The organism is Pseudoalteromonas rhizosphaerae (assembly GCF_028885455.1).
In the GTDB taxonomy this organism is placed as follows: Bacteria; Pseudomonadota; Gammaproteobacteria; order Enterobacterales; family Alteromonadaceae; genus Pseudoalteromonas; species Pseudoalteromonas rhizosphaerae.
This window is the reverse complement of record NZ_CP118496.1, coordinates 4,763,722-4,787,553: the sequence shown is the minus strand read 5'-3', so window position 1 is coordinate 4,787,553 and position 23,832 is coordinate 4,763,722. Positions and strand designations below refer to the sequence as shown.

Below are 23,832 nucleotides of genomic sequence, written 5' to 3'. Positions count from 1 at the left end.
TATATGCTCAATGTAACCTGTTTAAGTTGATTTTTCGAGCATCAAACCAACTTAACATTGATAATTATCAAAGGAACCTAAATGAATAAGCCAAATGGATATTACCAGTTGCTTGGCGCAGCTGTATTGAGTGTCGCTATACTTGGCTGCGGATGGATTTTAAAATCAGCAGCGCTTGATGTAAAAAATATGGAACGCACGGTTGAGGTTAAAGGATTAGCAGAGCGTGAAGTAACTGCTGATACAGTGATCTGGCCGGTACAATTTAGTGATGCGGACAATAACCTCGAAAAGTTAGTTGAACGAGTTGAGCAGAAAAATGCCGCAGTGATCGCTTTTTTAAAACTGCATGGCTTTGATGAACAAGAGATCAGCCAAGGTAGGCAATCAATTGTTGATAAACAAGCGCGCGAATATGGCGCTGATAATCAACAGTTTCGCTATATTGCCCGCGCAAATATTACCGTGTATTCGCAGCAGCCTGATAAAGTACAAAACGCTTTAACTAAGGTGGGCCAGCTAGCCAAACAGGGTATTGCGATTGTGCAAGATAACTATGAAACCCGCATTGAATATTTGTTCTCTGGGCTAAACGATATAAAACCAGCAATGGTGCAAGAAGCAACCGAAAAAGCTCGCGAAGTGGCATTAAAATTTGCCAAGGACTCACAGTCAAAACTCGGTAAAATTCGCACCGCAAGACAAGGGCAGTTTAGTATAATCGACCGAGATTCAAACACTCCGCAGATAAAAAAAGTGCGAGTTGTAACCAGCGTTGAATATTATTTATCTGATTAATTTTATTTATGTTGTACAAGGTAGCGCTCAACTTGTTCTGTTTTACAGCGTAAGTAAGCGCCACTGAGCAGTATTTTATAGTCACTGAGTGGCTTGTCTGGGCTTGTTTGAGATAACGTGAGTAAGGCTTTTAAGAATGCGGTAGTGTTTATATTGCCCTGATTTTGTTTAAACTCAACTTCCATTAATGCCAGCAAGGCCGAAAATTCATGCTTTGGTAAGCTGTGTTGAGCTGGGTTGTTTGCAATGTAACTAGCAACTGGGGTCAGCCCGATATCATTAACTTGCGCTAATGCTTGCAGCAAGTTTTCGTTACTTTCAAATAGCATCAGTGAACGTACATAATTAAACGGTAATTTAGCCTCACTACACTCGCTAAATAAGCGGTGCAATACATTTTGCTGCTGTTGGTTTTGTTGTGTAAAACCATGATTGAACTTTAGACCAGGGGTAAAAAAACTTAATTGATCGGTATTATTTAGCTGACTGATGATGGCTGTTGGTAGAGGGTGTTGAGTTAATATGCGTGTGGCGATATTTTGCAGATAAGTATATTTTACACTCATGCGTTGCGCACTGCTATATAAGTGCTGTAACTGCATGGCTTGTTGTATTGCAGATAAACTGGCAAAGCTATCAACAATGGCTTGCAACTGATGCTGCTGCATCTGTTGATTTAGTTGACTGATACATGTATCCATTGTTAATCCTATACGTTACGTGTATATCAATTGCTTTATCCTAGCGTAAAGCACTTGTTGGTCAAGTGTTTATCTATTTTTCAGGCAATAAAAAAGGCCGTAGATACGGCCTTTGTATATGTTATAAAGTAAGGATACTTAAGCTGCTAGTTTGCTTGCAACCCATTCATCAACAAAGTTTTCAAGTACGTTTAGTGGCACTGCGCCATTTTTAAGTACTACATCATGGAATTGGCGAATATCAAACTTATCGCCTAGTTTAACCTTGGCAGCTTCACGAAGTTCTAAAATCTTCAGCATACCTACTTTGTAAGCAGTTGCTTGCGAAGGCATTACAATGTGACGTTCAACCATTTTAACGCCGTCAGACGTCGCGTTTGGCGTGTTATTTACGTAGTAATCAATACCCTGTTGGCGAGTCCACTTCATTTCGTGGATACCAGTATCAACCACTAAGCGACATGCACGCCATAGTTCCATCGATAGACGGCCAAAGTCAGAATAAGGGTCTGCATACATGCCCATTTCTTTTGGTAATAACTCTGAGTACAAGCCCCAACCTTCGATATAGGCTGTGTAGCCACCGAATTTACGGAACTTAGGCACGCCTTCAAGCTCTTGCGAAATTGCAATTTGCATGTGGTGACCTGGAATACCCTCGTGATAAGCCAGCGCTTCCATTTGATACGTTGGCATTGCTTCCATGTCGTAAAGGTTAGCGTAGTAAACACCCGGGCGTGAACCATCTGGTGCAGGCTGTTGGTAGAATGCTTTACCAGCCGCTTTTTCACGGAATGCTTCAACACGCTTAACAATCATGTCGGCTTTAGGCTTAACAATGAATAGCTCATCCAAGCGTGATTTCATGGTGTTAATAAGTGCCGTGGCTTCGTCAAGGTATTGCTGCTTACCTGCTTCAGTATTAGGTAAGTAAAATTGCTTATCGGTTTTCATAAACTGCATAAAGGCTTTTAAATCGCCTTTAAAGCCAACTTTTTCTTTGATTTGGCGCATTTCGTCATGAATACGAGATACTTCAGCTAAACCGATGGTGTGGATTTCTTTAGCCGTTAAATCAGTAGTAGTAGTGCGCGCTAATGCGTTGTTGTAAAACGCTTCGCCATCAGGAAATTTCCAAGCACCATCACGATCATCAGCACGTTTTTCAAGCTGTGCTAAATAATTAATCAACTTAGAGTAAGAAGGTTTTACAGCCGCTTTAAGGGCTTTCTCAGCATCGCTGATTAACGCGTCTTTATCAGCTTGAGCAATTTCAAGCTTCGCAACTTTACGTTTAAAGTCGGCAAGTAAGGTGGAATCATCACCTTGTTCAAATGGCGCACCGTGAATGATATTTTTGCTTGAATCAATAACATGTGGGAATACAAATTTAGGAGCGATAATGCCTTTATCAGCACGTACTTCTAAATCGGTGATCAGTTGATCAATAACCGTGGTTACGCCATTCAAACGCGAGATATAGGCTTTGGCATCGGCAACATCAGAAATCTGGTGTTGGTTGATTAAAAAGGCCGGGATCATCGAGTGAGTACCAAACATTTGGTTCACTGGGTAGTTATGATAGCGCCATTTAAAATCAGCAATGCTGTTTTCAAGGTCTTGCTTTTTAAGGTCATAACTAACTTTTGTGGTGTCATCTAGGAGTTCGCGGTTAATAGCGTTTAATGCCACTAAATCATCTTTTGTTTGTTGATGATCTTTCAGTACGCGCGCTTCGCTACCGTCATCCCATTTGTCGTAGTCTTGTTTGATACCCATGTATGTTTGATAAACAGGGCTGCTCATCACATCACGGTTAAAAGTATCTTCGAAGAACGCATTCGCTTTGTCTATTTCGCTTTGTACCGGTTGTGCTTGTACAGTTGGCGTGCTTTGTTGCTCTGGTGTTTGCTGGCAACCACCTAGCAGTGCAATACTCACTGCGGCGGCGATAAAGGTTAGTTTACGCATGTTTTCCCTTTTGTTGTTAGAAACCATTGAAGGTTATTAATTATTATTAGTGTGTATTTGTTAGTAAAGTTTGGGTCGTTATTACACAAACAATTCTAGCAGGTCATTTAAAAAACGATGACCTTTTTGGCTTACCTGCCAGTGACTATCCGTTTGCTTAAGCAAACCCTTGGCAATGGCTTGTTGCAGCGCATCAGCTTGGCTTTGCAGCGGTAACTGAGTTAAGGCTGTAAAGTCACTAATTGGGCAGGCTTCAAATAACCGTAAGCGATTCATAAAGAATTCAAACGGTAAGTCGTGCTGTTCAACTGGCCACTGTTTAAATAAATAGGGCTTAGCTAAATCCATATAACCGCGAGGATGTTTTACTTTCTCAGTGCGGGTAATGATGCCTGTTTTAGCATCGGTTACCTTACCATGGGCACCACAACCAATGCCTAAATAATCGCCAAAGCGCCAATAATTTAGGTTGTGTTGACATTGGTAGCCAGGTTTTGCATAGCCGGAAATTTCATATTGCTGATAACCTGCCTCAGTAAGTAAGGCTTGGCCTTGCTCTTGAATATCCCATAAGGTGTCATCGGCCGGTAACGTTGGCGGTTTAGAGGCAAATTGGGTATTGGCCTCAATCGTTAACTGATACCACGAAATATGTGGCGGATTAAGGGCGATGACTTTTTTCAAGTCGCTCAGCGCATCAGCAACAGATTGCCCCGGTAAGCCATGCATTAAATCCAAATTAAAGCTGTTTAAACCTGCTTCATGGGCTTGCTCTGCTGCATATATGGCTTCATCGGCACCGTGAATACGCCCCAACGCTTTGAGCTTGTCGTCTTGCATGCTTTGCACACCAATCGAAATACGATTAATGCCAGCTGCTACATAGTCTTTAAAGCGGCCTGTTTCAACCGTACCGGGGTTGGCTTCTAAGGTGATCTCGCAGTTTTCACTTAGGCCAATTAATGAATCCACCGCCGTTAATAAATTAACGTAGGCCTCACCGGTTAATAAGCTAGGCGTGCCACCACCGATAAAGATTGAATGAATTTTACGTCCTTGCACTAAGTGCAGATCGGTTTTTAAATCATCAATTAAATGCTGCACATATTCCTTTTCAGGGAGCTCACCTTTTTGACCGTGACTATTAAAATCACAATACGGGCACTTTTGCACACACCAAGGGACGTGCACATATAAACTTAATGGTGGTAAATTCACAGGCCGCCTTTGAGCTTAAGCTCAGACAATAAACGTTGTAACGCCTGACCACGATGGCTAACTGCATTTTTTTGCTGTTTAGTCAGTTGCGCACTGGTGCATTCAAGTTCTGGCACATAAAAAATAGGGTCGTAACCAAAACCACCTTGGCCGTTTTGGGCTAAGGTAATTTGACCTTCCCAGCTCGCACTGCAAATCAGTGGGGTAGGGTCATCAGCATGACGCATTAATACCAGCACACACCAAAAGCGCGCACTGCGGTTTGGGTTGTCAGCAAGTTCGCTTAATAATTTATCAATATTATCTTGATCGCTAGCGCCTTCTCCGGCATAGCGAGCTGAGTAAACGCCAGGGGCGCCGTTAAGGCCATCAACCTCCAATCCTGAGTCGTCAGCAATAGCTGGTAGCCCAGTTATTTTTGCAGCATGGCGAGCTTTGATAATAGCGTTTTCAACAAAGGTGGTGCCTGTTTCTGCTACTTCTGGCACATTAAAATCGCTTTGTGGCACAACGTTTATTTCAAGCGGGTTTAGCATTTGCGCCAATTCGTTGACCTTACCCGGATTGCCAGTGGCTAACACTAAAGTTTTTTTCATGAATTAATCTACGTAAAATTTTTGCTGGAACTGCAGCTTTTGAAATTGATTACCTTGTTGTATTTCAATTTCAAAGCGCAGAATTTCTTCGTTAGTAAAATCAACTTGCGCGAGGTAATAAATTGCATCGCCTTCGATGACTTCTTTGAAATCTAAGGTTTGCTTATTACCAAGTAGGTTTTTAGCAGTGCCTTTAAGAATGGCGGTTTGCGCTGTGGCATCGCTATCTTTTTTAAGGATTGAAATATTTACAATGCCCTTATAACCACTACGTTCTAGGCCATAGGTTTTAGCTATTTGTGGTTGAATAAAGGTTGACGGAAATGCAATGTAATGTACTTGCCATGGGCCGAGTTCTTTGTATTGTGCGCCTTGCATTTGTTCACTGTGAGCACTAAAGGTAATGCCTGCCAGTGCAAAAAATAAAATACTTGCGAGCTTTTTCATAAATGACTCTTAAAAAAAGAGGCCTAGTAGGCCTCTGTGTTAATGATAAGGTTAGCCGACTAAATCCATAAACAAAAACTGGGCAAATTGCAGTGCGATAATCAGCACTAAAATCGATAGATCTAAGCCGCCCAGTGGCGGTAACACTTTACGAATAGGTCTTAACATTGGTTCAGTTAGCTGCTGAAATACCGCTTCTACTGGATTGTTGCCTTGGCTTACCCAGCTTAATAACGCGCGAATAACTAACACCCAAAACAACAAGTTTAAGCCTTCTTTAATCACCGTTACTAGCGCATTTAAAAGTACAAATCCAACTTCCCATGTCGCGCCTACTAAAAATATCAGCGCAGTAATTTTTGCAGCAGCGACAATGAACGCCAGTAATAACGAAGCTAAGTCTAGGCCACCTAACCCTGGAATAATTTTACGCAGTGGATTAACAGCAAATGAAGTAGCTTTGACCACAAACTGACTCAACGGATTGTAAAAATCAGCCTTGGCGGCTTGTAGCCAAAAGCGCATTAATACGACCATTAAAAATAGATCGAATAGTGTGCTTATTAAAAATTGCATGGCGTTCATAACGTACCTTAATTAAAAACCTTAAACATAAATAGGGCTAAAAGCAGCAAAGTGCTTTTAAAGTTCTTGTTCCATTTGCTCTGCGCGAGCAATACAGGCATCCATTGCATCGGCAACAGTATTAGTCAGACCGTGTGCTTTTAAATGTTCAACGGCTGCATGCGTGGTGCCACCTTTTGATGTCACATTAGCACGCAATTGTGAAATACTAATCTCAGGCTGAGATAGTGCCATTTCAGCTGCACCTAATGCTGTTTGCTGTACTAAGCGACGCGCGTCTTCATCGCTAAAGCCAAGTGCTTTGGCTTTTTCTTCTATGGCTTCCATAAATAAGAAAAAGTAAGCCGGTGATGACCCTGTAACAGCAATAACATCGTTAATTTGTGACTCTTGCTCAACCCATACCGCAATACCTGTACATTCAAATACTTGTTGCACAAAAGTGTGTTCTTGCTCGGTTTCGCCAGCACCAAATAAACCTGATACACCGCGCCCTAATAAAGACGGGGTATTTGGCATACAACGTATCATTTTAACGTCTTGTCCGAGCATTTCACGTAACCGCTTAACCGTTAAGCCTGCGGCGACAGAAATAAATAGCTTATCGCTAAAGTCGATACCCGAATCTTGAAATGATTGACATAAATCACCCATCATTTGCGGCTTTACAGACAACACAATAACATCGGCATCGCGCAGTGCTTCGTTGTTATCTGCGGTGGTTTTAACCCCGAAATCCGCTGCTACCTTAGCGAGTTTTTCTTGGTTACGATTTGTTGCAATAATATTCGATGCAGCAAATCCTTTTTTTACCATGCCGCCAATAATGGCGTAGCTCATATTACCTGTGCCTATGAATGCAATTGTTTTATCTGACATATCTTAGTTATCACCTTAGCTTCGTTGGCCAAAAATATCCGTGCCGATGCGTACCATGGTTGAGCCTGCTGCAATCGCAGCTTCGACATCACCACTCATCCCCATCGACAGGGTGTCTATTTGAGGATATTGGGCTTTAAGTCTATCAAAGCAAGCACGTAATTGCTCAAAATATTGTATTTGTTGCTGTGGATCGTCAGTTTTTGCTGGGATTGCCATGACACCACGCAATTCTAAATGCGGGCAATGGTGAATAAATTCAGCGAGGCTTGCAAGTTTATCGGGGTGGCAGCCTGATTTTGAGTCCTCTAAGCTGATATTTACTTGGATCAGTACTTTTAAAGGGGCTTTATCTGCGGGCCTTTGATCGTTTAAACGTTGCGCTATTTTTTCACGTTCAATACTTTGCACCCAATCAAAGTGGCTGGCAACAAGGGCGGTTTTATTTGATTGAATAGGGCCAATGAAATGCCAAACAATATCGCTATAATTTGCTAATTGGGTTATTTTATCAACAGCTTCTTGAACGTATGATTCACCAAATTCTCGGTGACTTTGTTGATAAGCCGCTAGAATGAAATCAGCAGGTTTGGTTTTTGATACTGCCAACAAGCAGACATCGTGCTCATTACGATGATATTTTTTTGCCGCTAAGGCAATTCTAGCATAGGCGGACTTAAGTCGTTCTGCTATTGTAACCATATAATTATCAGTTAGTTGTGGAGTCATAAATGGATATTACCGAATTGTTGGCCTTTAGTGTGCAGCACAAAGCATCAGATTTACACTTATCATCAGGGGTTGCGCCAATGATCCGTGTTGATGGTGATGTGCGACGTATTAATATACCAGCGCTGGAAAACAAAGATGTTAACAGCCTAGTTTACGATATTATGAACGATAATCAACGCAAGGACTATGAACAAAACCTTGAAGTGGATTTTTCGTTTGAAGTGCCAAACTTAGCACGTTTTCGTGTTAATGCCTTCAACTCAAATCGAGGCCCCGCAGCTGTATTTCGTACCATTCCCAGTGAAGTGCTGACGCTTGATGATTTAGGTGCGCCAGATATATTTAAAACAATCTCAGACACGCCGCGTGGTTTAGTGTTGGTAACAGGACCTACAGGCTCTGGTAAATCGACCACATTGGCTGCGATGGTGGATCATATAAATCAACACAAGCATCATCATATTTTAACCATCGAAGATCCCATCGAGTTTGTGCACGACAATAAACTGTCGTTGATTAATCAACGTGAAGTGCATCGCGATACGCATAGTTTTTCTAATGCATTGCGCAGTGCTTTACGTGAAGATCCAGACGTAATTTTGGTTGGTGAGCTACGTGATTTAGAAACTATTCGCCTTGCCATGACTGCTGCTGAAACCGGCCATTTAGTATTTGGTACATTGCATACTACGTCAGCCCCGAAAACCATTGACCGTATTATCGATGTGTTTCCTGGTGAAGAAAAAAGTATGATCCGCTCAATGCTTTCAGAGTCATTACGCGCAGTTATTTCACAAACCCTGTTGAAAAAAATTGGTGGCGGGCGAGTCGCAGCACATGAAATCATGATTGCAGTGCCTGCGATCCGTAACCTTATCCGCGAAGATAAAATTGCGCAAATGTATTCGTCCATTCAAACTGGCGCATCGCATGGTATGCAAACCATGGATCAGTGTTTAATCAATTTAGTGAATCACGGTGTTGTTACCAATGCTGAAGCGCGTGCTAAAGCACAAGATAAAAATAATTTCGGCGGCTAGGCCCGAGTAAGGAGCAGTAATGACACATTCTCTTGATTACTTTTTACATTTGATGATTGAAAAGCAAGGTTCGGATTTATTCGTATCGAGCCAATTGCCAGTCAGCGCAAAGATTAATGGCGAACTAATTGCACTTGGCGACGAAAAAATATCAGACGAAGAGTCGCTGCAATTAGTTGAATCAGCGATGAGTGAAAAACAAAAAGCAGAGTTTCATAATACTAAAGAGTGCAACTTTGCCATAGCTACCGATGAAGGGCGCTTTAGGATCTCGGCATTTTGGCAACGAGATTGCGCGGGTATGGTTATTCGCCGTATTGTTACGCAAATTCCTGATGTTGCTGAGCTTGGTCTACCGTCGACATTGACCGATGTGATCATGGCTAAACGTGGTTTAGTGCTGTTTGTCGGTGGTACTGGCACCGGTAAATCAACGTCGTTGGCTGCATTATTAGGTTACCGTAATCGTAATCAACGTGGGCATATCTTGACCATTGAAGACCCGATTGAGTTTGTCCATGAACATCGCAAAAGTATTATTACTCAGCGTGAAGTTGGCTTAGATACGGAAAGTTTTGAGGCGGCGTTAAAAAGCTCATTACGCCAAGCCCCCGATGTCATTTTAATTGGTGAAATACGCTCGCAAGAGACCATGGAATACGCACTTAGTTTTGCTGAAACCGGTCATTTATGTGTTGCTACATTACATGCCAATAACGCTAACCAAGCAATTGACCGTATTATGCATTTAGTGCCTAAAGAAAAGCACGATAAGCTAAAATATGATCTATCCTTAAACTTACGAGCTATCATAGCACAACAACTAGTGCCTACAGCTGATGGCAATGGTCGAGTAGCTGCTATCGAAATTTTATTGAATACCCCGATTATCGGCGAGCTTATCAAAAAAGGCGACATTGGCGGCATTAAAGAAGCCATGGCTAAAGCGAAAGATATGGGTATGCAAACCTTTGATCAAGCGTTATTTGAGCTCTACAAACAGCAACGTATCAACTATGCAGATGCTTTGCATCACGCTGACTCACCTAACGATTTACGTTTGATGATTAAGCTTCGAAATAATGAACAGCAAGGGGCTGGTTTTTTACAGGGAGTAACAATTGACGGGTTAGAACCTAAAGGTCAGTAGTATGAAAAAACGCATAAAATGGTTACTTGTAACAGTTAGTTTTTATGTTGTTAGTAACTCATTTTTTGCGATGGCGACAGATCAATCTATTGCTATTTTTATCCGAGATGACGTGCATTATGATTACACACATTTTTTAGCCGGTAGAGCACCGCAGGATATTACTGATTTTAGTGGTCGATTTATACGTCGCGATGTAGTTGATATGATCATTGCCCAACAAGCCTTGTACTTGGGGGGCTTTAATAAAACCTTCAGTTATCAAATTGGTAAAATTAATTTTCGTAATACCAAACTGTTAGAAAAAGGTGAGCTACTGATCAGCTTTGATAGTTATTGGTATGAAGATGCCAAATCACTGGCAGATAAAGTGTATATCAGCGATGAGCTGATCCGTAAAGGCGAGTATTTTGCGGGGATTTTTACTTCTCCAAACAATAAAAAAGTATTTCAGCTGCAGCACCTGTCAGATTTTAATCAACTAACTAGTGTGTCTACGCCGCGTTGGCGTACAGATTGGAAAACTTTATCGCAATTACCATTAAAAGATCTAGTTGCAGAGGATGAATGGCTCAGTCAAGTGCGTATGGTATCGATGCAATGGATTGATTTTATGTTAATGCCACTGATGCCACAGATGGGTAACCAATATGTACTTGAAGATATTGTTTTGCAAGCGGTACCTAATGTGCTGATATTATTAGATGATAGTCGTCATTTTGTAATATCAAAACGCCATCCTGATGGCGCTCAGGCTTTTAAAGCGTTGCAAAAAGGCTTAAAGATATTACGAGAACAAGGTGCGATAGAAAAAGCCTATCGCCAAGCTGGATTTATTCCTGAACTGAGTGAGCAGCTTATTATAAACCTACCGCTTACCCGTAAGCTTGTTCAAAGAAGCTTTCCAAAATAATAACAGCCGACATATTATCCACATTTCCTTTACCTAAGCTACGGTAACCGCCTTGCTCAAATAATCGTGCTTTTGCATCTGCTGTGGTTAAACGTTCGTCTTGGGTCTCTACAGGCAGTCCATAGTGATTATGTAAGCGGTTGGCAAACTTTTTAGCTTTAAAGGTGACTTCTTGATTTGTGCCATCCATATTAAGCGGTAATCCAACCACCAGTAAATCAGGTTGCCACTCATCGACATGCTTTTTAATAAAATCCCAATTTGGAATACCATCTTTGGCTTTGATAGCGCTTAGGCTCGATGCGGTTCCTGTTAGTTCTTGGCCGATAGCAACACCAATGCTGGTGGTGCCAAAATCAAAGCCCATCACGGTGCGTTCACCTTTGGGCTTTAGTTGTTTTTTAGTCATGCTATCTCTGTGCTTTAAAATTGTGGTTGACCACGCTTATGCGTGGCCAGCTTCCGAACTTAGTTGGCTAATATCAAAACCGAGCGTCGCGACTGCTTTTTCCCAGCGTTGCTCTATCGGTGTGTTAAAAATAATCTCAGGATCGGCTTTTATAATTAGCCATGAATTTTCGAGTAGCTCTTGTTCGAGCTGGCCTTGCTCCCAACCCGCATAGCCCAGTGTAATAATAAACTGTTCTGGTGCTTGGGCTGTGGTTAAACTTGCCAACACATCTTTGGATGTGGTTATCATGATTTCGCTGCTAAGTTCTTGGCTTGCGCTATAACCTGCTTTTGGAGAATGCAGTACAAAACCACGATCGGTTTTTACAGGTCCTCCAGCAAATACTGCAACACTTGCTGCGTGGGTGGATTTGTCGTTATCAATCTCTATTTTGTCGAGCAAGTCGCCGACTGTAATATTGATCGGCTGGTTGATCACCAGCCCCATAGCCCCGTCTTCATTGTGCTCACAAATATACGCGACAGCACGTTTAAAAAAAGGGTCTTGCATTGATGGCATTGCGATTAAAAAATGATTTTCTAATGATTGCATAACGATACCCCTTTATTGTTAGTAAATTTAAGTATGGCTCAGTTTTCTTTCTATGGCATCAAATAAGCGCCCAGTAATTGAAATATCATAGGCAGCTTCGATTTCTTTTACGCAAGTAGGTGCTGTAACATTAATTTCTGTTAGCTTATCACCAATGATATCAAGACCTACAAAAATAAGCCCTTTAGCTTTTAATGTTGGTGCAACGGCTTCGGCAATTCTACGATCTGAATCACTGATTGGGCGTGCTTCACCACGACCGCCAACAGCTAAATTACCACGTGTTTCACCATTTTGTGGAATGCGGGCTAGGCAATATGGGATCACTTCGCCATCGACCACCAATACGCGTTTATCACCTTGTTTGATCTCTGGGATATAGTTTTGTGCCATGGCAAAACGGCTACCGTGTTCGGTGAGTGTTTCGCAAATAACCCCAATGTTGGCATCATTTTCAGTCACACGGAAAATAGAGGCGCCACCCATACCATCTAAAGGTTTTAGAATGATGTCTTTATGTTCAGCCAAAAATGCGCGGATCTGGTGCTTACAACGGGTTACTAAAGTGTCAGGTGTATGCTCACTAAACCATGCGGTGAATAACTTTTCGTTCGCATCACGCAGGCTTTGTGGCTTATTAATAATAAGCGTGCCTTCAAGTTCGGCGCGTTCTAAAATATAGGTTGCGTAAATGTACTCAGTATCAAACGGTGGATCTTTACGCATTAAAATAACATCTAAATCAGCAAGTGCGATACTGGCTTTTTCTTCCAGCTCATACCAATGGTTTGTATCGTCGAACACGGTTGCTTTTGCGGCTGTGGCATACGCTTTGCCTTTACGCAATGAAAGATCATTCATTTCCATGTAGTAAATTTCATAGCCACGGCTTTGGGCTTGCATCATCATTGCAAAACCGGTGTCTTTTTTGATGTTGAATCCGCTGATCGGATCTGAAATTATACCTAACTTAATTGCCATGTTCGTTGCCTTACTGAATCTGTTGCTATTGATATGAGGGTGGTTTTACTAATTTCAATTAGCTAAATCGCCAAATTGTAGCTGTAGTGCACTTAAGACTGTCAAAGCGGCAGTTTCAGTGCGCAGCACGCGTGGACCGATACGGATATCAACAAAATTTTGTTGTTTGGTCTGGGCAATTTCATCATCAGTGAAGCCACCTTCAGGACCAACTAAAAACCGCACGCCAGCGCTAGGTACTTCGATTGTTTTAATACTGTGCTCTGCACGAGGGTGTAGGGTAAGCTTAATTTCATCACTGCTTTGTGCAAGCCATTGGCTGATGTCTATCGGTGGATGAATCGTGGTGATTCGGTTACGACCAGATTGCTCTGCTGCAGCAATCGCTATTTTTTGCCATTGCTGGTGTTTTTTTGCAAGTCGCTCGGCGCTTAATTTAACGCCACAACGTTGACTGAAAATAGGGGTGATTTCAGTGATCCCTAATTCAACAGACTTTTGAATGGTAAAGTCCATTTTGTCACCGCGAGAAATCCCTTGGCCTAGGTGAATGCTCAGCGGTGATTCAACATCTTTTTCATTAAATTCAAGCGGCATTGCAACGACTGATTTTTTTCCTACTTCAATGAGTTCGCAAAGATATTCGCCGCCTTGGCCATTAAACAACGAGATATGCTCACCGACTTTCATCCGTAATACGCGACCTATGTGGCCTGCTGCATCATCTTCTAACTGAAGTGCAGTGGCAATTACAATAGGACTTGCTTGATAAATATGAGGAACTCTCATGATGACCTTCAACAAAAATAGCTAATATCGTTATGGTATGTAAGTCATCTCTTCGGTGCAAATACTTATTGTGAGTCAGTGATAATTAGTTAAGTTTTATTTTAACTAATTATTAAGCTTTTCACATAATGCGTCTAAATTTTGCGGTGTTTCGGCTATTTCGGTTTGACATGATAAGTGATTGTTTTGTGCTAAGTCTGTGACTGGTTCAAACAGGTATCCATCATCAATCTCTTTAATTAAAAACCGTACAGAATGTAAAGAATTGAATATAAATCGTTGTTTATCATCAGCTAATAAATAATCCGTTTGATTGTATAGTACACCGGCAATATCATGGTGTTCATGTAAATAACTCGCCAGTTCTGACACGCTAATTTCATTACTAAAGTCGCAGTAGCAATAATCTTTGATCAACTGGTCAAACATTAATTTAACCAAGTGACGGGTATTTGCACCAGCAACAACAAGGGTACTTGGACTGGTGCCGTGTGGCTGAGCAAAATAATGTTCAGTGAATTGCCGGCTGAATTCACTGTCGTTATCGATCAGTAGATAGTTATTTACTTCAAACGGCATAAGGCCCCACGTATTACGTCATTTTCAATATTAAATTGAAAACATACTTATTAGTAAATAGCCTATAGCGCTGAAAACAGCAAATTCAATGCAAGCTATTCCAATATTATCCTGATGATCAATTTCAAGCTCAGTATCAATGTTTGGCAAAGAGATGAACTTGATTATAGTCGTTAATAGATACAGTAATAACCACATAGTTCCGCAATGTAAAGCTAATGTGAATAAATTCTCAACCATTTTACCACTGTGAAAAGTGGCACTGGCAAGACCCGCATAGATAGCTAATGCAAGGCCAATGGATTTACCGGCATAACGAATGCCAATAGAGGTGTTTTCTAAATTAAAGTTACTTTGTAATGACGCCCCTTGATTGGCGCGAGCAAAGCGATATTCACGGAATTTACTGTCTAAGGCAAAAATAGTTTGCAGTAAAAAGAAGCTGACAAAGGCAATTAGTAAGCTGCTAAACCCTTGGGTATGAGACCAGCTGTATAGCCCTAATGTAATAATACAGTTAGCGATCAACATGCCTGAATCTACCAAAGCGGCACAGACATTTTGTTTTAGTATGGCGGCTTCTTCATTAAAGCGGTGCAAGATCCACTTGCGGTGGATCAAGTGGCCTACTTTAATAAAAGTAAACAACAGAACTATCAGTACAATCATCTTAAGCGGGTTTGATTGGGCTGCACTGATACTAATTTCATCAAATAAAAATGCTACAGTCGCGATCACTACACTAATTTCTGACGCAAAACTAATTCCTAGAGCAAAATTGTCATGTTGAGCAAGTTCTTCTTTTAATGCTTGTTTAGCCTTGAGTTGACTCACTACCCGCAAACAAATAACAGCTAAACAAATAACCATAAAACAGATAGCAATCGCGAGTAAACTAGTGTTAGATAAAGATAAATATGACATTGAGAACCTAGGGTGGTTATTATTATGTTAACTATTCTAGTACGGTTACGACTGATATAAAAGAGAGTATTTGATGACACCAGGCGAACAACTCCCAACAGCACTGCATGGCTTAGGCAGCGAACGTTTTTTTCAGCTATATCCAGAGCTTCCTGCTAATGAATTAATTATTAATTTGTTAGGTTTGAGTGACTTCGCCTGGCGTTGCCTGCAATCTCAGCCGCAGTTAATTGAGATGTTGCTCAGTGATACTCAAATGAGTTTGCGAGATAGTCCTAACCCATTTCAAGACTTAAATCTTACCGAGGTTGATGAAGCGCAGTGCCATAAAATTTTACGCCGTTACCGGGAACGCTATTGGCTAAAAGTAGCGTGTTTAGATTTATGTTACAGCAATGATATAGCCGATAGTATTGGCTATATCTCGGCTTTAGCCGATAAGCTAATTGATAGTGCCAATAACTGGGCATTTGCTCAGGTTGCTCAGATTAATGGGCAACCATTCGATGAGCAACAACAGCCACTGGCGATGTTGGTATTAGGAATGGGTAAGTTAGGTGGCCAAGAACTTAACTATTCGTCAGATATCGATTTAATTTTTTCTTATCCGCGTAGTGTAAAAACTCAAGGTGGGCGGCGCTCTTTAGAAGCGCAAGTGTTTTACACTAAAGTGGCACAAAAGTTGATTGCCGCACTTAATCAAACAACAGTTGATGGACAAGTATTTAGGGTCGATATGCGGCTGCGGCCTTTTGGTGAAAGTGGCCCCTTGGTGATGAGTTTTAATGCCATGGAAGATTACTACCAAGATCAAGGCCGTGAGTGGGAACGCTATGCGATGCTCAAAGGACGTTTAATTGGCCCTCAAACGCGCTACTGTGATGAATTTTATCAGTTATTAAAGCCTTTTGTGTATCGTCGCTATATCGATTTTTCAGTGATTGAATCGCTGCGTAAAATGAAGCAAATGATAGCTCAAGAAGTACGCCGTAAGCGCTTAACCAACAATATAAAACTAGGCGCTGGTGGGATTCGTGAGGTCGAGTTTGTGGTGCAAGCATTGCAAATGGTACGAGGTGGGCGTGAAGCCAATTTACAAACACAATCATTACAAAAAGCGTTAGCTGAATTAGTAAATATTCAAGTTATTGGCGCAGATGAAGCAAAATTATTACGCCACAATTATTTGTTTTTAAGGCGAGTTGAGCAATATTTACAGATTTTTGCAGATCAACAAACGCAAACATTGCCAGATGATGCCCTGAACCAACAACGGCTAAATTACCTGTTAGAGCAGAGTGACTTCAGCGCATCTTTAGCGCAAATAAATGACATTATGGCTGGCATACACAGTGAATTTGAACAAGTTATTGGTTATGAAAGTGAGCCAGTTGATCCTTGCGAAAGTGCTTTTATAAGTGCTTGGGAACACACCGATATTAGTGTTTTAACCGACCCAAATGATGCATGGCAAATACCATTAGAAGATTTTAAAGCCCGCTTAACGAAAACTAAAATTGGTCATCGTGGCCGTGATATTCTCGATAAACTCATGCCATTAATGCTAAAGCAACTATCAGACAGTCAAGCAAGTGGTGACGTATTTAGTATGATCTGCCAAGTATTAAGCAAGGTTATTTCACGAACAGCCTATTTAGAGTTGCTGTTTGAAAACCAAGGCGCGTTAAAACAGCTTGTTTCGTTGTGTTGCCATAGTAAATGGATTGGTGAGCATATTTCGCGTTACCCGATTTTACTTGATGAGCTTATCGATCCTGCGGTGCTGTATAAGCCTACACCACTGACTGCATATAAAGACGAAATACGACAGTATTTTTTACGAATTGATAGCGCAGACTTAGAACAGCAAATGGAAGCACTGCGTCAGTTTAAACAAACCCATCAACTACGTATTGCTGCCGCTGATGCAACCGGTGTGTTAGATGTAATGAAAGTAAGCGATCATTTAACAGCATTAGCCGAAGCGATAGTTGAGCAAGCGGTGAACCTTGCTTGGCAGCAAATGGCGCAGCGTTTTGGTATTCCGCCCAATACTGATGAAGAGCACAAGGGCTTTGCCGTAATAGCTTATGGTAAAACCGGTGGTTTTGAAGTGGGTTATGATTCTGATCTCGATTTAGTCTTTGTACATAATAGTGATGGCTCAGAGCAAACTAATGGCACTAAAGCGATTGATTCACGGCAGTTTTATTTAAAATTAGCACAGCGACTAATGCATTTATTTAATACTCGTACGGCGTCGGGCATTTTATATGAACTAGATACGCGGTTACGCCCAGAAGGTGCCTCAGGGTTAATGGCAATCAATCTTGAGAGCTTTAACCACTATCAGCAAACGCAAGCTTGGACATGGGAACATCAAGCGCTAGTGCGTTCTCGGATGATTTTTGGGCAACCCGAATTACAGCAGCGCTTTGCGCAAATTCGCTTAGGCATTTTGTGCCAGCAGCGCGACCCGCAAAAGCTTAAAGAAGATGTGATCATCATGCGTGAAAAAATGCGCACACATTTAGCGAAAGGCAACGATATTGAGTTTGATTTAAAACAAGATACTGGCGGCATTGCTGATATTGAGTTTCTGACTCAATATTTAGTGCTTGATAACGCTTATAGCTTGGAGCAACTAACTACTTACTCAGACAACGTAAGGATTTTAACCGATGCAGCAAGGCTTGGTTGTATTAGTGATGAGATCAAGCAAGGGCTTATTACAGCCTATATTGATTATCGCTCGCGTTATCATGTGTTGAGCCTAGATCAGCAGGGACGTTGTGTAACAAAAGCTGAATTTGCGAAAGACATCGCATTTGTTACACAAGCATGGCAGCAGATATTTGAGTTAAGCGCTTAACTTCTTAGGCGCTTACAGTTTTCGCGCACATATTCAGAGGGCAGCTCGGTTATCACGGCTGCTCGCTGTTTAAAACAAAAGAAGGTATAAACTTCGTTTTCAAAGTCATCATTGATCGCCCGGCCAACTTGATAAAGTGTTGAATTAAAATTGCTATCCACTCTAAAGTGTTCTTTGATCACATAGTCTTTACTTAAATACCAATACAGAACGATATCTTCATCGCGTGCGTAATCAGTTAACACTTTTTTTAAAGTCGAGCCATTTTCAAAGCGTCTCGGCATTAATTCACCAGTCCAATTTGGTGAGGATGGTTCAACAACTTTAGCGCGCTCGGTCAGCGCCGCATCTATATTTATATCCGGATTAGCTAATTTAAGTACGTATTTATCGCGTTCATTGCTTTTATTTACTTGGTTGCGTAATGATGAATAAAAACGTGATAAACCTTGCGCAGCCGCATTTTTGGTATCTTTCATATCCATGACTGGACCATGGCCTAATAAAAAATAAATTGCTGCGGCAATTAAAATAGCAGCTAATGATAAATGCTTAACCCAAAACCACATGGCTCATACTCTTGTATTTGTATTTACTAATAAAAGCATATTACAATGCTGTTGTCACTTGTAATAAGAAGGTGCATCAATATCAGGGCGTGTTTTAAAACGTCTATGAAGCCACATATATTGCGTTGGTGCAACGTTTACAGCTTGCTCGATACGTTGGTTGACGCGTGTTACATCAGCATGATCATCACCACTTGGAAAATTATCTAGTGTTGGCAGTATTTCTAAATGATACTTGCCATGTTCATCGCGACGGCTGGTTAAACTAACTGTTTCGCAATTTTTGCTGGCTGCAAAAAGTAATGTACCAGTGGTACTTGCTGTATCTTTGACTGCAAAAAATGGTGCAAATTCACAACGTTTACGACCGTAGTCCTGATCTGGTAAATAGTAACAAACCTTTTTAGCCTTAAGTGCTTTTAGTAACCCTTTGACATCGCGCTTGCCAATTAAATACTCATTGGAACGTAAGCGGCCACGAGTCATAAAAAATTCCATTAGCGGGTTGTTATGTGGACGATAGAAGCCAATACCTTGGTGATTGAGCCCCATAATGCGGCTTGTCATTTCAAGATGAAGAATGTGTGGCACGAGTAACAGTACACCTTTACCTGATTGTTGGATCCTGTCAAAGTGCTCAAGTCCTTTCACTGAGCCATAAACGCGTTTTATCCGCCAGTTTGGCCACCACCATGCCATTCCGGTTTCAAGAGTCGCAATACCGGTGTTTTCCATATTCTGTTTGACCAGTGCGCGTTGCTGCTCAGCGGGCATTTCAGGAAAGCACAATTTAATATTTACTTCGGCAATATGGCGGCGTTTTTTCATAGTGCGATACACCAAACGGCCAAGTTGCCTTCCTAGCCAAAGTTGTAGTTTCGAAGGTAACCAAGATATTGTATATAAAATGAACACACCAAGCCAAGTAAGCCAATAGCGAGGCCCCAGAAAGGACCATTTAAATTCAGAAGAGTTGACCACGGAAATATCTCACATACGAAAAGTAGCTAGTTTAACTGGATGAATAAAAAAATACAAAAAAGCCAGCAATTTGCTGGCTTTTAAATGAGTAATGTTAAGCTTATCTTTATTGGATTTCTTTTAAACCTTGGTTGATGGCTTGTAAATCATTACTTGTTAACGTGCCCGCTGCTTGTTTTAAGCGTAGCGTTGATACAACGTAGCGATAACGTACATCAGCGAGGTTACGTTTGGCGTTAAATAAGTTTTGTGTACTGACCAGTACGTCAACAATAGTACGAGTACCCACTTCAAAACCAGCTTCAGTGGCTTTTAATGCACTTTCAGCAGAAACTACGGCTTGTTCAAGCGCTTTAAAGGTCGCAATATCTGATACTACTTGATTATAAGAGGTGATCACCGAGCGGGTTACGCCACGCAGACTAGCTTCTAGATCTTCACTTGCAGCAACATAAAAAGCACGTGCCTGCTCAGTCGCTGCAGTAGTAGCACCGCCTGAATATATTGGCACACTAAAGTTAATGCCAATATTTGTACTATCACCACGTGGGCGGGCAGTGTTGCTATTGCTATCAGTTAGTGTATCACCGTAGCTGGCATCTAAAGTCAGCTTAGGATAATGGCCTGCTTGTGCTAAATCAATTTGATCTTTAGCGATATCAACCGTTACCTTGGAGACCTGCAGGTTTAAATTATTTTGTTCTGCAAGCTTAATGTAATCGGGTGATTTTTTTGTCGGTTGTACCGTAGAGAATGTTTCGGTATTTAATACATCAAGCTTAGCATGATATTTACCGGTAATTTCACGAAGCTGCTCACGGGCAGTTTCAACGCCGTTTCTGGCAACGATTTCGCGGGCAACCGAGTTATCAAATTGTGCTTGCGCTTCATGCACATCGGTAATTGCCGTCAAGCCTACAGCATAACGCTGTTTGGTTTGCTCAAGTTGACGTTCAATAGCGCGTTTTTCAGATTGTACAAATTCTAAGTTATCAATTGAACTTAATACGCTGAAATAGCCATCTGCAACACGAACAATTAGGTCTTGCTTGGCAAAATCATATTGAGCAGCTGCTTGCAACGCTTGTTTGTCTGCAATACCGAGTGAATTCCATGCACCTAAATCAAACAGAGTTTGGCTTAGTCTAAGACCACGGCTGAAAGTATCTGAATCGCTATCGATCTTGGTATATCCTGCCGCATCAGTTCCGTTAAATGATGTGCTATCGGTTTTCTCATACCCCATAGAAAAACCGATTTGTGGCAATAATGCGCTCATCGCACGGTCACTGTTATAAGCTTGTGCATTTGCTTGGGCTTTTGCTTTTAAAACTGTAGGATCGTTAGCAGTGGCAATTTCATAAACTTGTAATAAGTCTTCAGCATTTGACGCTGTAGCTGTTAATGCGCAAGATATACCAATCAGCGCAGCAAGAATGTTCTTTTTCATTATTCGTTCAGTCCTTAGACAATTTACGTTCTAAAAGCATGGTAACCTGTTTTACATAAGAACAAAAAAAAATTTGCGTAAAACAGCGTAAACAAGTGTAACAGAATATAATATCCCGGACATGATAGTAAGTATCTAGGTTGAAACTCAAGTAATAATATGTGTAATAGGAAACTTCATGGCTGATGAAATACTCACAAAATTTACCAAGCAAGACGTTATAATAGCTCCTATAAAGGTACTTTATAACGGTTTTTTTAAGATTAACTTATATCAGTTTGAACATGCATTATTTGCGGGGGGCCAATCAGCGACGATCCGCCGTGAAATACTTGAACGCGGTGACGCTGTTGCGGTTTTACCGTATGATCCCGTAACAGACTGTATTTTGCTGATCGAACAAATACGTATTGGCGCGATAAAAAGTAAACAGTCACCTTGGTTATTAGAATGTATAGCAGGCATGACCGATGGCAGCACTAATTATGAAGATGTCGTTAGGCGCGAAGCATTTGAAGAAGCGGGCTTAGTACTGAGTGAATTAGAATTTATGCTATCGTATCTGTCAAGCCCTGGTGGGACTACTGAGCGGTTACATCTTTACCTTGCAAAGACTGATTTAAGCCAGCTGCAAAGTGGCGTGTATGGACTTGCAACTGAAGGTGAAGATATTAAAACGCATATTCTCAGTTTTGATGATGCAATGGCGCGTTTAGCAACCGGTGAGATAGATAATGCTGCCTCGGTAATTTCATTGCAGTGGTTAGCGCTTAATCGCGAACGTATAATTAATAATCAGCGCAGCTAAAATAGTAATAGACTACCCTTAACCTCTAACTTTATGGCGGTAATGTGACAGCACTTGCAGTGAAACAACGATATATTCAGAGTCTTCCTAAATACTTGACGTTATGTGAGCATAACTACCTACGTGCTTTAAAATTGTTGCCCAATGAGCGCAAAGAAGGCAATACACGTCATGTACAACTGGGTAATAACCAGTTTGTAATTAAGGTTGATGGCTGTGCTAAATACACGATGGATATTTCAATAACGCAATTAACCGGTATGTTAAAAGGGTTTAATCCGCTGTTTTTAACTGTGCGTTTATATCACGATGCAAAAGTTGCTGAAATAATTCACCATGATTACCATCAAAGGATCAAACCTTCATATGGTTACCCTAATCCGCAAATGCATCAAAAAGATGAAAAATATCAACTCAATGCGTTTTTGTATGATTGGTTAGTGGCGTGTGTTGAAAGTGGTCGAGCGGTACTTAACTGGGATATAAATGATGGCCTGGTTTGATGAGTCGGCGCAGTTCAATAATACTCAGCTGCGCTTAGCACATATTACCGATTGTCACTTATTTGCAGACCCACAAGGGGAGTATTTTGCGGTCAATACCGCTGAGCACTTTTCTCGCGCGCTTGCAGATATGGCAAAACAGTCACTAGACGCCGTGATCTTTGGTGGCGATTTAACCCAAGATCACAGTTTTGCATCATATTTGTTGTTTGCTCAGTTGATTGCCGATTCAGCACTTACTTGCCCAGTCTTTTGGCTGCCAGGTAATCATGATGATATCAGTGCGATGCAGCGTATTTCTGGTGGTCAAATCAATAGCGCAAAACGGTTAATTGCCGATGGGTTTGAAGTGTTATTAATTAGCTCTAAAGGGCCAACACCAGCAGGTTGGGTAAGCGAAGCCGATTTAAATGAACTCGCTGATTTATTAGCGACTTCACAGTCGCCAAGCGTGGCTTTTTGCCACCATAATCCATTACCTATTAATGGTTACCTAGACAAGCATATGCTCGAAAATGGCCCGCAATTACTTAATGTATTGCATAATAGCGCGCTAGTAAGACAGTTATTTCATGGTCATGTTCACAATGACTATCAATTTAAATTCAGAAGTATTGAGATTTTTGCTACGCCAGCAAGCTCAGTGCAGTTTACTAAATACACCGATGACTGGCAGCAACATAATGCGGGGCCTGGTTATCGATTGTTGACAATATCAAAGCCAACAAACAGTGCAAAACTATTAATTAACTCGGAACTGATGTGGCCCAACGAGTAATTTATATTCATGGTTTTAATAGCAGCGAACATTCATTTAAAGCTGTCCGCTTTGGTGAGTATATGGCACACTATGATGTTGATTATTGTGTGCCACGGCTAAGCCATGAACCGTTTCATGCGATAATTCAAATTGAACAATTATTAACGCCAAATACTGTATTACTTGGCAGTTCTTTAGGTGGTTTTTACGCCACTTATTTATCGCAAAAATATCAGTTACCAGCAGTGGTTATAAACCCTGCAGTTAAGCCTTATTTATTATTGAGTTCTTTGTTAGGGCCGAACTATAATCCCTATCAGGATAGCCATTACGAGCTCAACAATAGTCATATTAACGCGTTAAAATCACTGTTGATACCCTGCTTAGAGCGCCCATCATTACTGTATTTATTACAGCAAACGGGTGATGAAGTACTGGATTATCAGCAGGCCGTTAAATATTATTCACAATGCAAGCAACAGATAGAATTTGGTGGTGATCATAGCTTTGTTGGCTTTGAAGACTCCATTGCTAGTATTGTAGATTTTCTTAAAATCACGTAAAACATAGCTAAGCGCATAAA

Annotated in this window: 26 protein-coding genes; 9 read left to right on the top strand and 17 right to left on the bottom strand. The window is 41.2% G+C overall.

The annotated features are described in order from the left end of the window. The first annotated feature begins 81 nt into the window (after positions 1–81). Positions 82–798: an SIMPL domain-containing protein gene (locus tag PVK79_RS20700; RefSeq protein ID WP_182731338.1), complete on the top strand. Its 717-nt coding sequence runs from the start codon at positions 82–84 to the stop codon at positions 796–798. A gap of 2 nt (positions 799–800) precedes the next feature. Here PVK79_RS20700 and PVK79_RS20695 read toward each other — a convergent pair whose 3' ends face one another. The 8 genes from PVK79_RS20695 to PVK79_RS20660 form a co-directional block, all read right to left on the bottom strand. Next, positions 801–1,499 (bottom strand): hypothetical protein, encoded by a 699-nt coding sequence (locus PVK79_RS20695; RefSeq protein ID WP_257324437.1) that lies wholly within the window; start codon positions 1,497–1,499, stop codon positions 801–803. A 138-nt stretch (positions 1,500–1,637) separates the two neighbouring features. Further along, complete coding sequence (locus tag PVK79_RS20690) at positions 1,638–3,470, bottom strand: DUF885 domain-containing protein (protein WP_257324435.1); 1,833 nt, start codon at positions 3,468–3,470, stop codon at positions 1,638–1,640. 81 nt (positions 3,471–3,551) lie between these two features. Beyond that, the gene (gene hemW, locus PVK79_RS20685; RefSeq protein ID WP_182731341.1) at positions 3,552–4,688 is read right to left on the bottom strand and encodes a radical SAM family heme chaperone HemW; all 1,137 of its coding nucleotides are present in this window, start codon (positions 4,686–4,688) and stop codon (positions 3,552–3,554) included. After that, a complete protein-coding gene (locus PVK79_RS20680) occupies positions 4,685–5,284 on the bottom strand; it encodes an XTP/dITP diphosphatase (protein WP_145234920.1) in 600 nt (199 codons plus the stop codon). Before PVK79_RS20680 ends, hemW begins: the two co-directional genes overlap by 4 nt. Before the next feature lie 3 nt (positions 5,285–5,287). Continuing rightward, entirely contained in the window at positions 5,288–5,731 is a 444-nt protein-coding gene (locus PVK79_RS20675; protein ID WP_257324432.1) for a DUF4426 domain-containing protein, read from the bottom strand. Between the two features lie 51 nt (positions 5,732–5,782). Then, entirely contained in the window at positions 5,783–6,316 is a 534-nt protein-coding gene (locus PVK79_RS20670; RefSeq protein ID WP_149981274.1) for a YggT family protein, read from the bottom strand. 57 nt (positions 6,317–6,373) lie between these two features. Next, positions 6,374–7,195 (bottom strand): pyrroline-5-carboxylate reductase, encoded by an 822-nt coding sequence (proC, locus tag PVK79_RS20665; protein ID WP_257324430.1) that lies wholly within the window; start codon positions 7,193–7,195, stop codon positions 6,374–6,376. Between the two features lie 15 nt (positions 7,196–7,210). Beyond that, positions 7,211–7,924 (bottom strand): YggS family pyridoxal phosphate-dependent enzyme, encoded by a 714-nt coding sequence (locus PVK79_RS20660; protein WP_274803963.1) that lies wholly within the window; start codon positions 7,922–7,924, stop codon positions 7,211–7,213. 2 nt (positions 7,925–7,926) lie between these two features. Here PVK79_RS20660 and PVK79_RS20655 point away from each other — a divergent pair, with 2 nt between their 5' ends. The 3 genes from PVK79_RS20655 to PVK79_RS20645 are packed head-to-tail and all read left to right on the top strand — an operon-like array spanning position 7,927 to position 11,030. Next, entirely contained in the window at positions 7,927–8,967 is a 1,041-nt protein-coding gene (locus tag PVK79_RS20655; RefSeq protein WP_145234931.1) for a type IV pilus twitching motility protein PilT, read from the top strand. A gap of 19 nt (positions 8,968–8,986) precedes the next feature. Beyond that, entirely contained in the window at positions 8,987–10,117 is a 1,131-nt protein-coding gene (locus PVK79_RS20650; protein WP_145234933.1) for a PilT/PilU family type 4a pilus ATPase, read from the top strand. 1 nt (position 10,118) lies between these two features. Next, entirely contained in the window at positions 10,119–11,030 is a 912-nt protein-coding gene (locus PVK79_RS20645; RefSeq protein ID WP_145234935.1) for a hypothetical protein, read from the top strand. On the opposite strand, the gene ruvX is transcribed toward PVK79_RS20645, so the two are convergent. From ruvX to PVK79_RS20615, 6 genes are all read right to left on the bottom strand, one after another. Beyond that, positions 10,993–11,439, bottom strand: coding sequence for a Holliday junction resolvase RuvX (gene ruvX / locus PVK79_RS20640; protein ID WP_145234938.1), 447 nt, complete (start codon positions 11,437–11,439; stop codon positions 10,993–10,995). The two genes, PVK79_RS20645 and ruvX, sit on opposite strands and share 38 nt — an antisense overlap. Positions 11,440–11,475: 36 nt before the next feature. Then, positions 11,476–12,033, bottom strand: coding sequence for a YqgE/AlgH family protein (locus tag PVK79_RS20635; RefSeq protein ID WP_145234940.1), 558 nt, complete (start codon positions 12,031–12,033; stop codon positions 11,476–11,478). 27 nt (positions 12,034–12,060) lie between these two features. Next, positions 12,061–13,014, bottom strand: a complete 954-nt coding sequence (gene gshB / locus PVK79_RS20630; RefSeq protein WP_145234942.1) for a glutathione synthase — start codon at positions 13,012–13,014, stop codon at positions 12,061–12,063. Positions 13,015–13,068: 54 nt separating this feature from the next. Further along, a complete protein-coding gene (gene rsmE / locus PVK79_RS20625) occupies positions 13,069–13,803 on the bottom strand; it encodes a 16S rRNA (uracil(1498)-N(3))-methyltransferase (RefSeq protein WP_145234944.1) in 735 nt (244 codons plus the stop codon). Positions 13,804–13,908: 105 nt separating this feature from the next. After that, positions 13,909–14,382 carry a hypothetical protein gene (locus PVK79_RS20620; protein WP_145234946.1) on the bottom strand — a complete coding sequence of 158 codons (474 nt, stop codon included), beginning with the start codon at positions 14,380–14,382 and terminating at the stop codon, positions 13,909–13,911. A 30-nt stretch (positions 14,383–14,412) separates the two neighbouring features. Then, a complete protein-coding gene (locus PVK79_RS20615; protein WP_145234948.1) occupies positions 14,413–15,306 on the bottom strand; it encodes a DUF350 domain-containing protein in 894 nt (297 codons plus the stop codon). Between the two features lie 73 nt (positions 15,307–15,379). Between PVK79_RS20615 and glnE the strand changes: the two genes are divergently transcribed. Continuing rightward, positions 15,380–18,178 carry a bifunctional [glutamate--ammonia ligase]-adenylyl-L-tyrosine phosphorylase/[glutamate--ammonia-ligase] adenylyltransferase gene (glnE, locus tag PVK79_RS20610; RefSeq protein ID WP_257324418.1) on the top strand — a complete coding sequence of 933 codons (2,799 nt, stop codon included), beginning with the start codon at positions 15,380–15,382 and terminating at the stop codon, positions 18,176–18,178. On the opposite strand, the gene PVK79_RS20605 is transcribed toward glnE, so the two are convergent. The 3 genes from PVK79_RS20605 to tolC all read right to left on the bottom strand — a co-directional run bounded on the left by PVK79_RS20605 (position 18,175) and on the right by tolC (position 21,178). Continuing rightward, the gene (locus tag PVK79_RS20605; RefSeq protein ID WP_145234952.1) at positions 18,175–18,747 is read right to left on the bottom strand and encodes a TcpQ domain-containing protein; all 573 of its coding nucleotides are present in this window, start codon (positions 18,745–18,747) and stop codon (positions 18,175–18,177) included. The two genes, glnE and PVK79_RS20605, sit on opposite strands and share 4 nt — an antisense overlap. A gap of 54 nt (positions 18,748–18,801) precedes the next feature. Further along, the gene (gene lpxL / locus PVK79_RS20600) at positions 18,802–19,728 is read right to left on the bottom strand and encodes an LpxL/LpxP family Kdo(2)-lipid IV(A) lauroyl/palmitoleoyl acyltransferase (protein WP_145234954.1); all 927 of its coding nucleotides are present in this window, start codon (positions 19,726–19,728) and stop codon (positions 18,802–18,804) included. Positions 19,729–19,834: 106 nt separating this feature from the next. Next, positions 19,835–21,178 carry an outer membrane channel protein TolC gene (gene tolC, locus PVK79_RS20595; protein ID WP_182731346.1) on the bottom strand — a complete coding sequence of 448 codons (1,344 nt, stop codon included), beginning with the start codon at positions 21,176–21,178 and terminating at the stop codon, positions 19,835–19,837. 178 nt (positions 21,179–21,356) lie between these two features. Here tolC and PVK79_RS20590 point away from each other — a divergent pair, with 178 nt between their 5' ends. From PVK79_RS20590 to PVK79_RS20575, 4 genes are read left to right on the top strand one after another with little or no spacing between them, the layout of a single operon-like run. After that, complete coding sequence (locus PVK79_RS20590; RefSeq protein WP_145234960.1) at positions 21,357–21,986, top strand: NUDIX domain-containing protein; 630 nt, start codon at positions 21,357–21,359, stop codon at positions 21,984–21,986. 44 nt (positions 21,987–22,030) lie between these two features. After that, the gene (locus PVK79_RS20585) at positions 22,031–22,489 is read left to right on the top strand and encodes a DUF1249 domain-containing protein (RefSeq protein ID WP_182731347.1); all 459 of its coding nucleotides are present in this window, start codon (positions 22,031–22,033) and stop codon (positions 22,487–22,489) included. Further along, complete coding sequence (locus PVK79_RS20580) at positions 22,476–23,267, top strand: metallophosphoesterase (RefSeq protein WP_149981416.1); 792 nt, start codon at positions 22,476–22,478, stop codon at positions 23,265–23,267. The genes PVK79_RS20585 and PVK79_RS20580 overlap by 14 nt, the downstream gene beginning before the upstream one ends. Further along, on the top strand, positions 23,252–23,812 hold the full coding sequence (locus PVK79_RS20575) for a YqiA/YcfP family alpha/beta fold hydrolase (RefSeq protein WP_257324406.1): 561 nt from the start codon (positions 23,252–23,254) through the stop codon (positions 23,810–23,812). Before PVK79_RS20580 ends, PVK79_RS20575 begins: the two co-directional genes overlap by 16 nt. The last annotated feature ends 20 nt before the right edge of the window (positions 23,813–23,832 follow it).

Bases quoted from the DNA above. Each gene is read 5' to 3' on its own strand.
- PVK79_RS20655 (WP_145234931.1), top strand. From the start codon at position 7,927: ATGGATATTACCGAATTGTTGGCCTTTAGTGTGCAGCACAAAGCATCA.
- PVK79_RS20680 (WP_145234920.1), bottom strand. From the start codon at position 5,284: ATGAAAAAAACTTTAGTGTTAGCCACTGGCAATCCGGGTAAGGTCAAC.
- PVK79_RS20615 (WP_145234948.1), bottom strand. From the start codon at position 15,306: ATGTCATATTTATCTTTATCTAACACTAGTTTACTCGCGATTGCTATC.
- PVK79_RS20635 (WP_145234940.1), bottom strand. From the start codon at position 12,033: ATGCAATCATTAGAAAATCATTTTTTAATCGCAATGCCATCAATGCAA.
- PVK79_RS20605 (WP_145234952.1), bottom strand. From the start codon at position 18,747: ATGTGGTTTTGGGTTAAGCATTTATCATTAGCTGCTATTTTAATTGCC.
- tolC (WP_182731346.1), bottom strand. From the start codon at position 21,178: ATGAAAAAGAACATTCTTGCTGCGCTGATTGGTATATCTTGCGCATTA.
- PVK79_RS20700 (WP_182731338.1), top strand. From the start codon at position 82: ATGAATAAGCCAAATGGATATTACCAGTTGCTTGGCGCAGCTGTATTG.
- PVK79_RS20695 (WP_257324437.1), bottom strand. From the start codon at position 1,499: ATGGATACATGTATCAGTCAACTAAATCAACAGATGCAGCAGCATCAG.
- PVK79_RS20650 (WP_145234933.1), top strand. From the start codon at position 8,987: ATGACACATTCTCTTGATTACTTTTTACATTTGATGATTGAAAAGCAA.
- PVK79_RS20670 (WP_149981274.1), bottom strand. From the start codon at position 6,316: ATGAACGCCATGCAATTTTTAATAAGCACACTATTCGATCTATTTTTA.
- glnE (WP_257324418.1), top strand. From the start codon at position 15,380: ATGACACCAGGCGAACAACTCCCAACAGCACTGCATGGCTTAGGCAGC.
- rsmE (WP_145234944.1), bottom strand. From the start codon at position 13,803: ATGAGAGTTCCTCATATTTATCAAGCAAGTCCTATTGTAATTGCCACT.
- PVK79_RS20660 (WP_274803963.1), bottom strand. From the start codon at position 7,924: ATGACTCCACAACTAACTGATAATTATATGGTTACAATAGCAGAACGA.
- PVK79_RS20590 (WP_145234960.1), top strand. From the start codon at position 21,357: ATGGCTGATGAAATACTCACAAAATTTACCAAGCAAGACGTTATAATA.
- proC (WP_257324430.1), bottom strand. From the start codon at position 7,195: ATGTCAGATAAAACAATTGCATTCATAGGCACAGGTAATATGAGCTAC.
- PVK79_RS20675 (WP_257324432.1), bottom strand. From the start codon at position 5,731: ATGAAAAAGCTCGCAAGTATTTTATTTTTTGCACTGGCAGGCATTACC.
- gshB (WP_145234942.1), bottom strand. From the start codon at position 13,014: ATGGCAATTAAGTTAGGTATAATTTCAGATCCGATCAGCGGATTCAAC.
- PVK79_RS20690 (WP_257324435.1), bottom strand. From the start codon at position 3,470: ATGCGTAAACTAACCTTTATCGCCGCCGCAGTGAGTATTGCACTGCTA.
- PVK79_RS20580 (WP_149981416.1), top strand. From the start codon at position 22,476: ATGGCCTGGTTTGATGAGTCGGCGCAGTTCAATAATACTCAGCTGCGC.
- PVK79_RS20620 (WP_145234946.1), bottom strand. From the start codon at position 14,382: ATGCCGTTTGAAGTAAATAACTATCTACTGATCGATAACGACAGTGAA.
- ruvX (WP_145234938.1), bottom strand. From the start codon at position 11,439: ATGACTAAAAAACAACTAAAGCCCAAAGGTGAACGCACCGTGATGGGC.
- PVK79_RS20645 (WP_145234935.1), top strand. From the start codon at position 10,119: ATGAAAAAACGCATAAAATGGTTACTTGTAACAGTTAGTTTTTATGTT.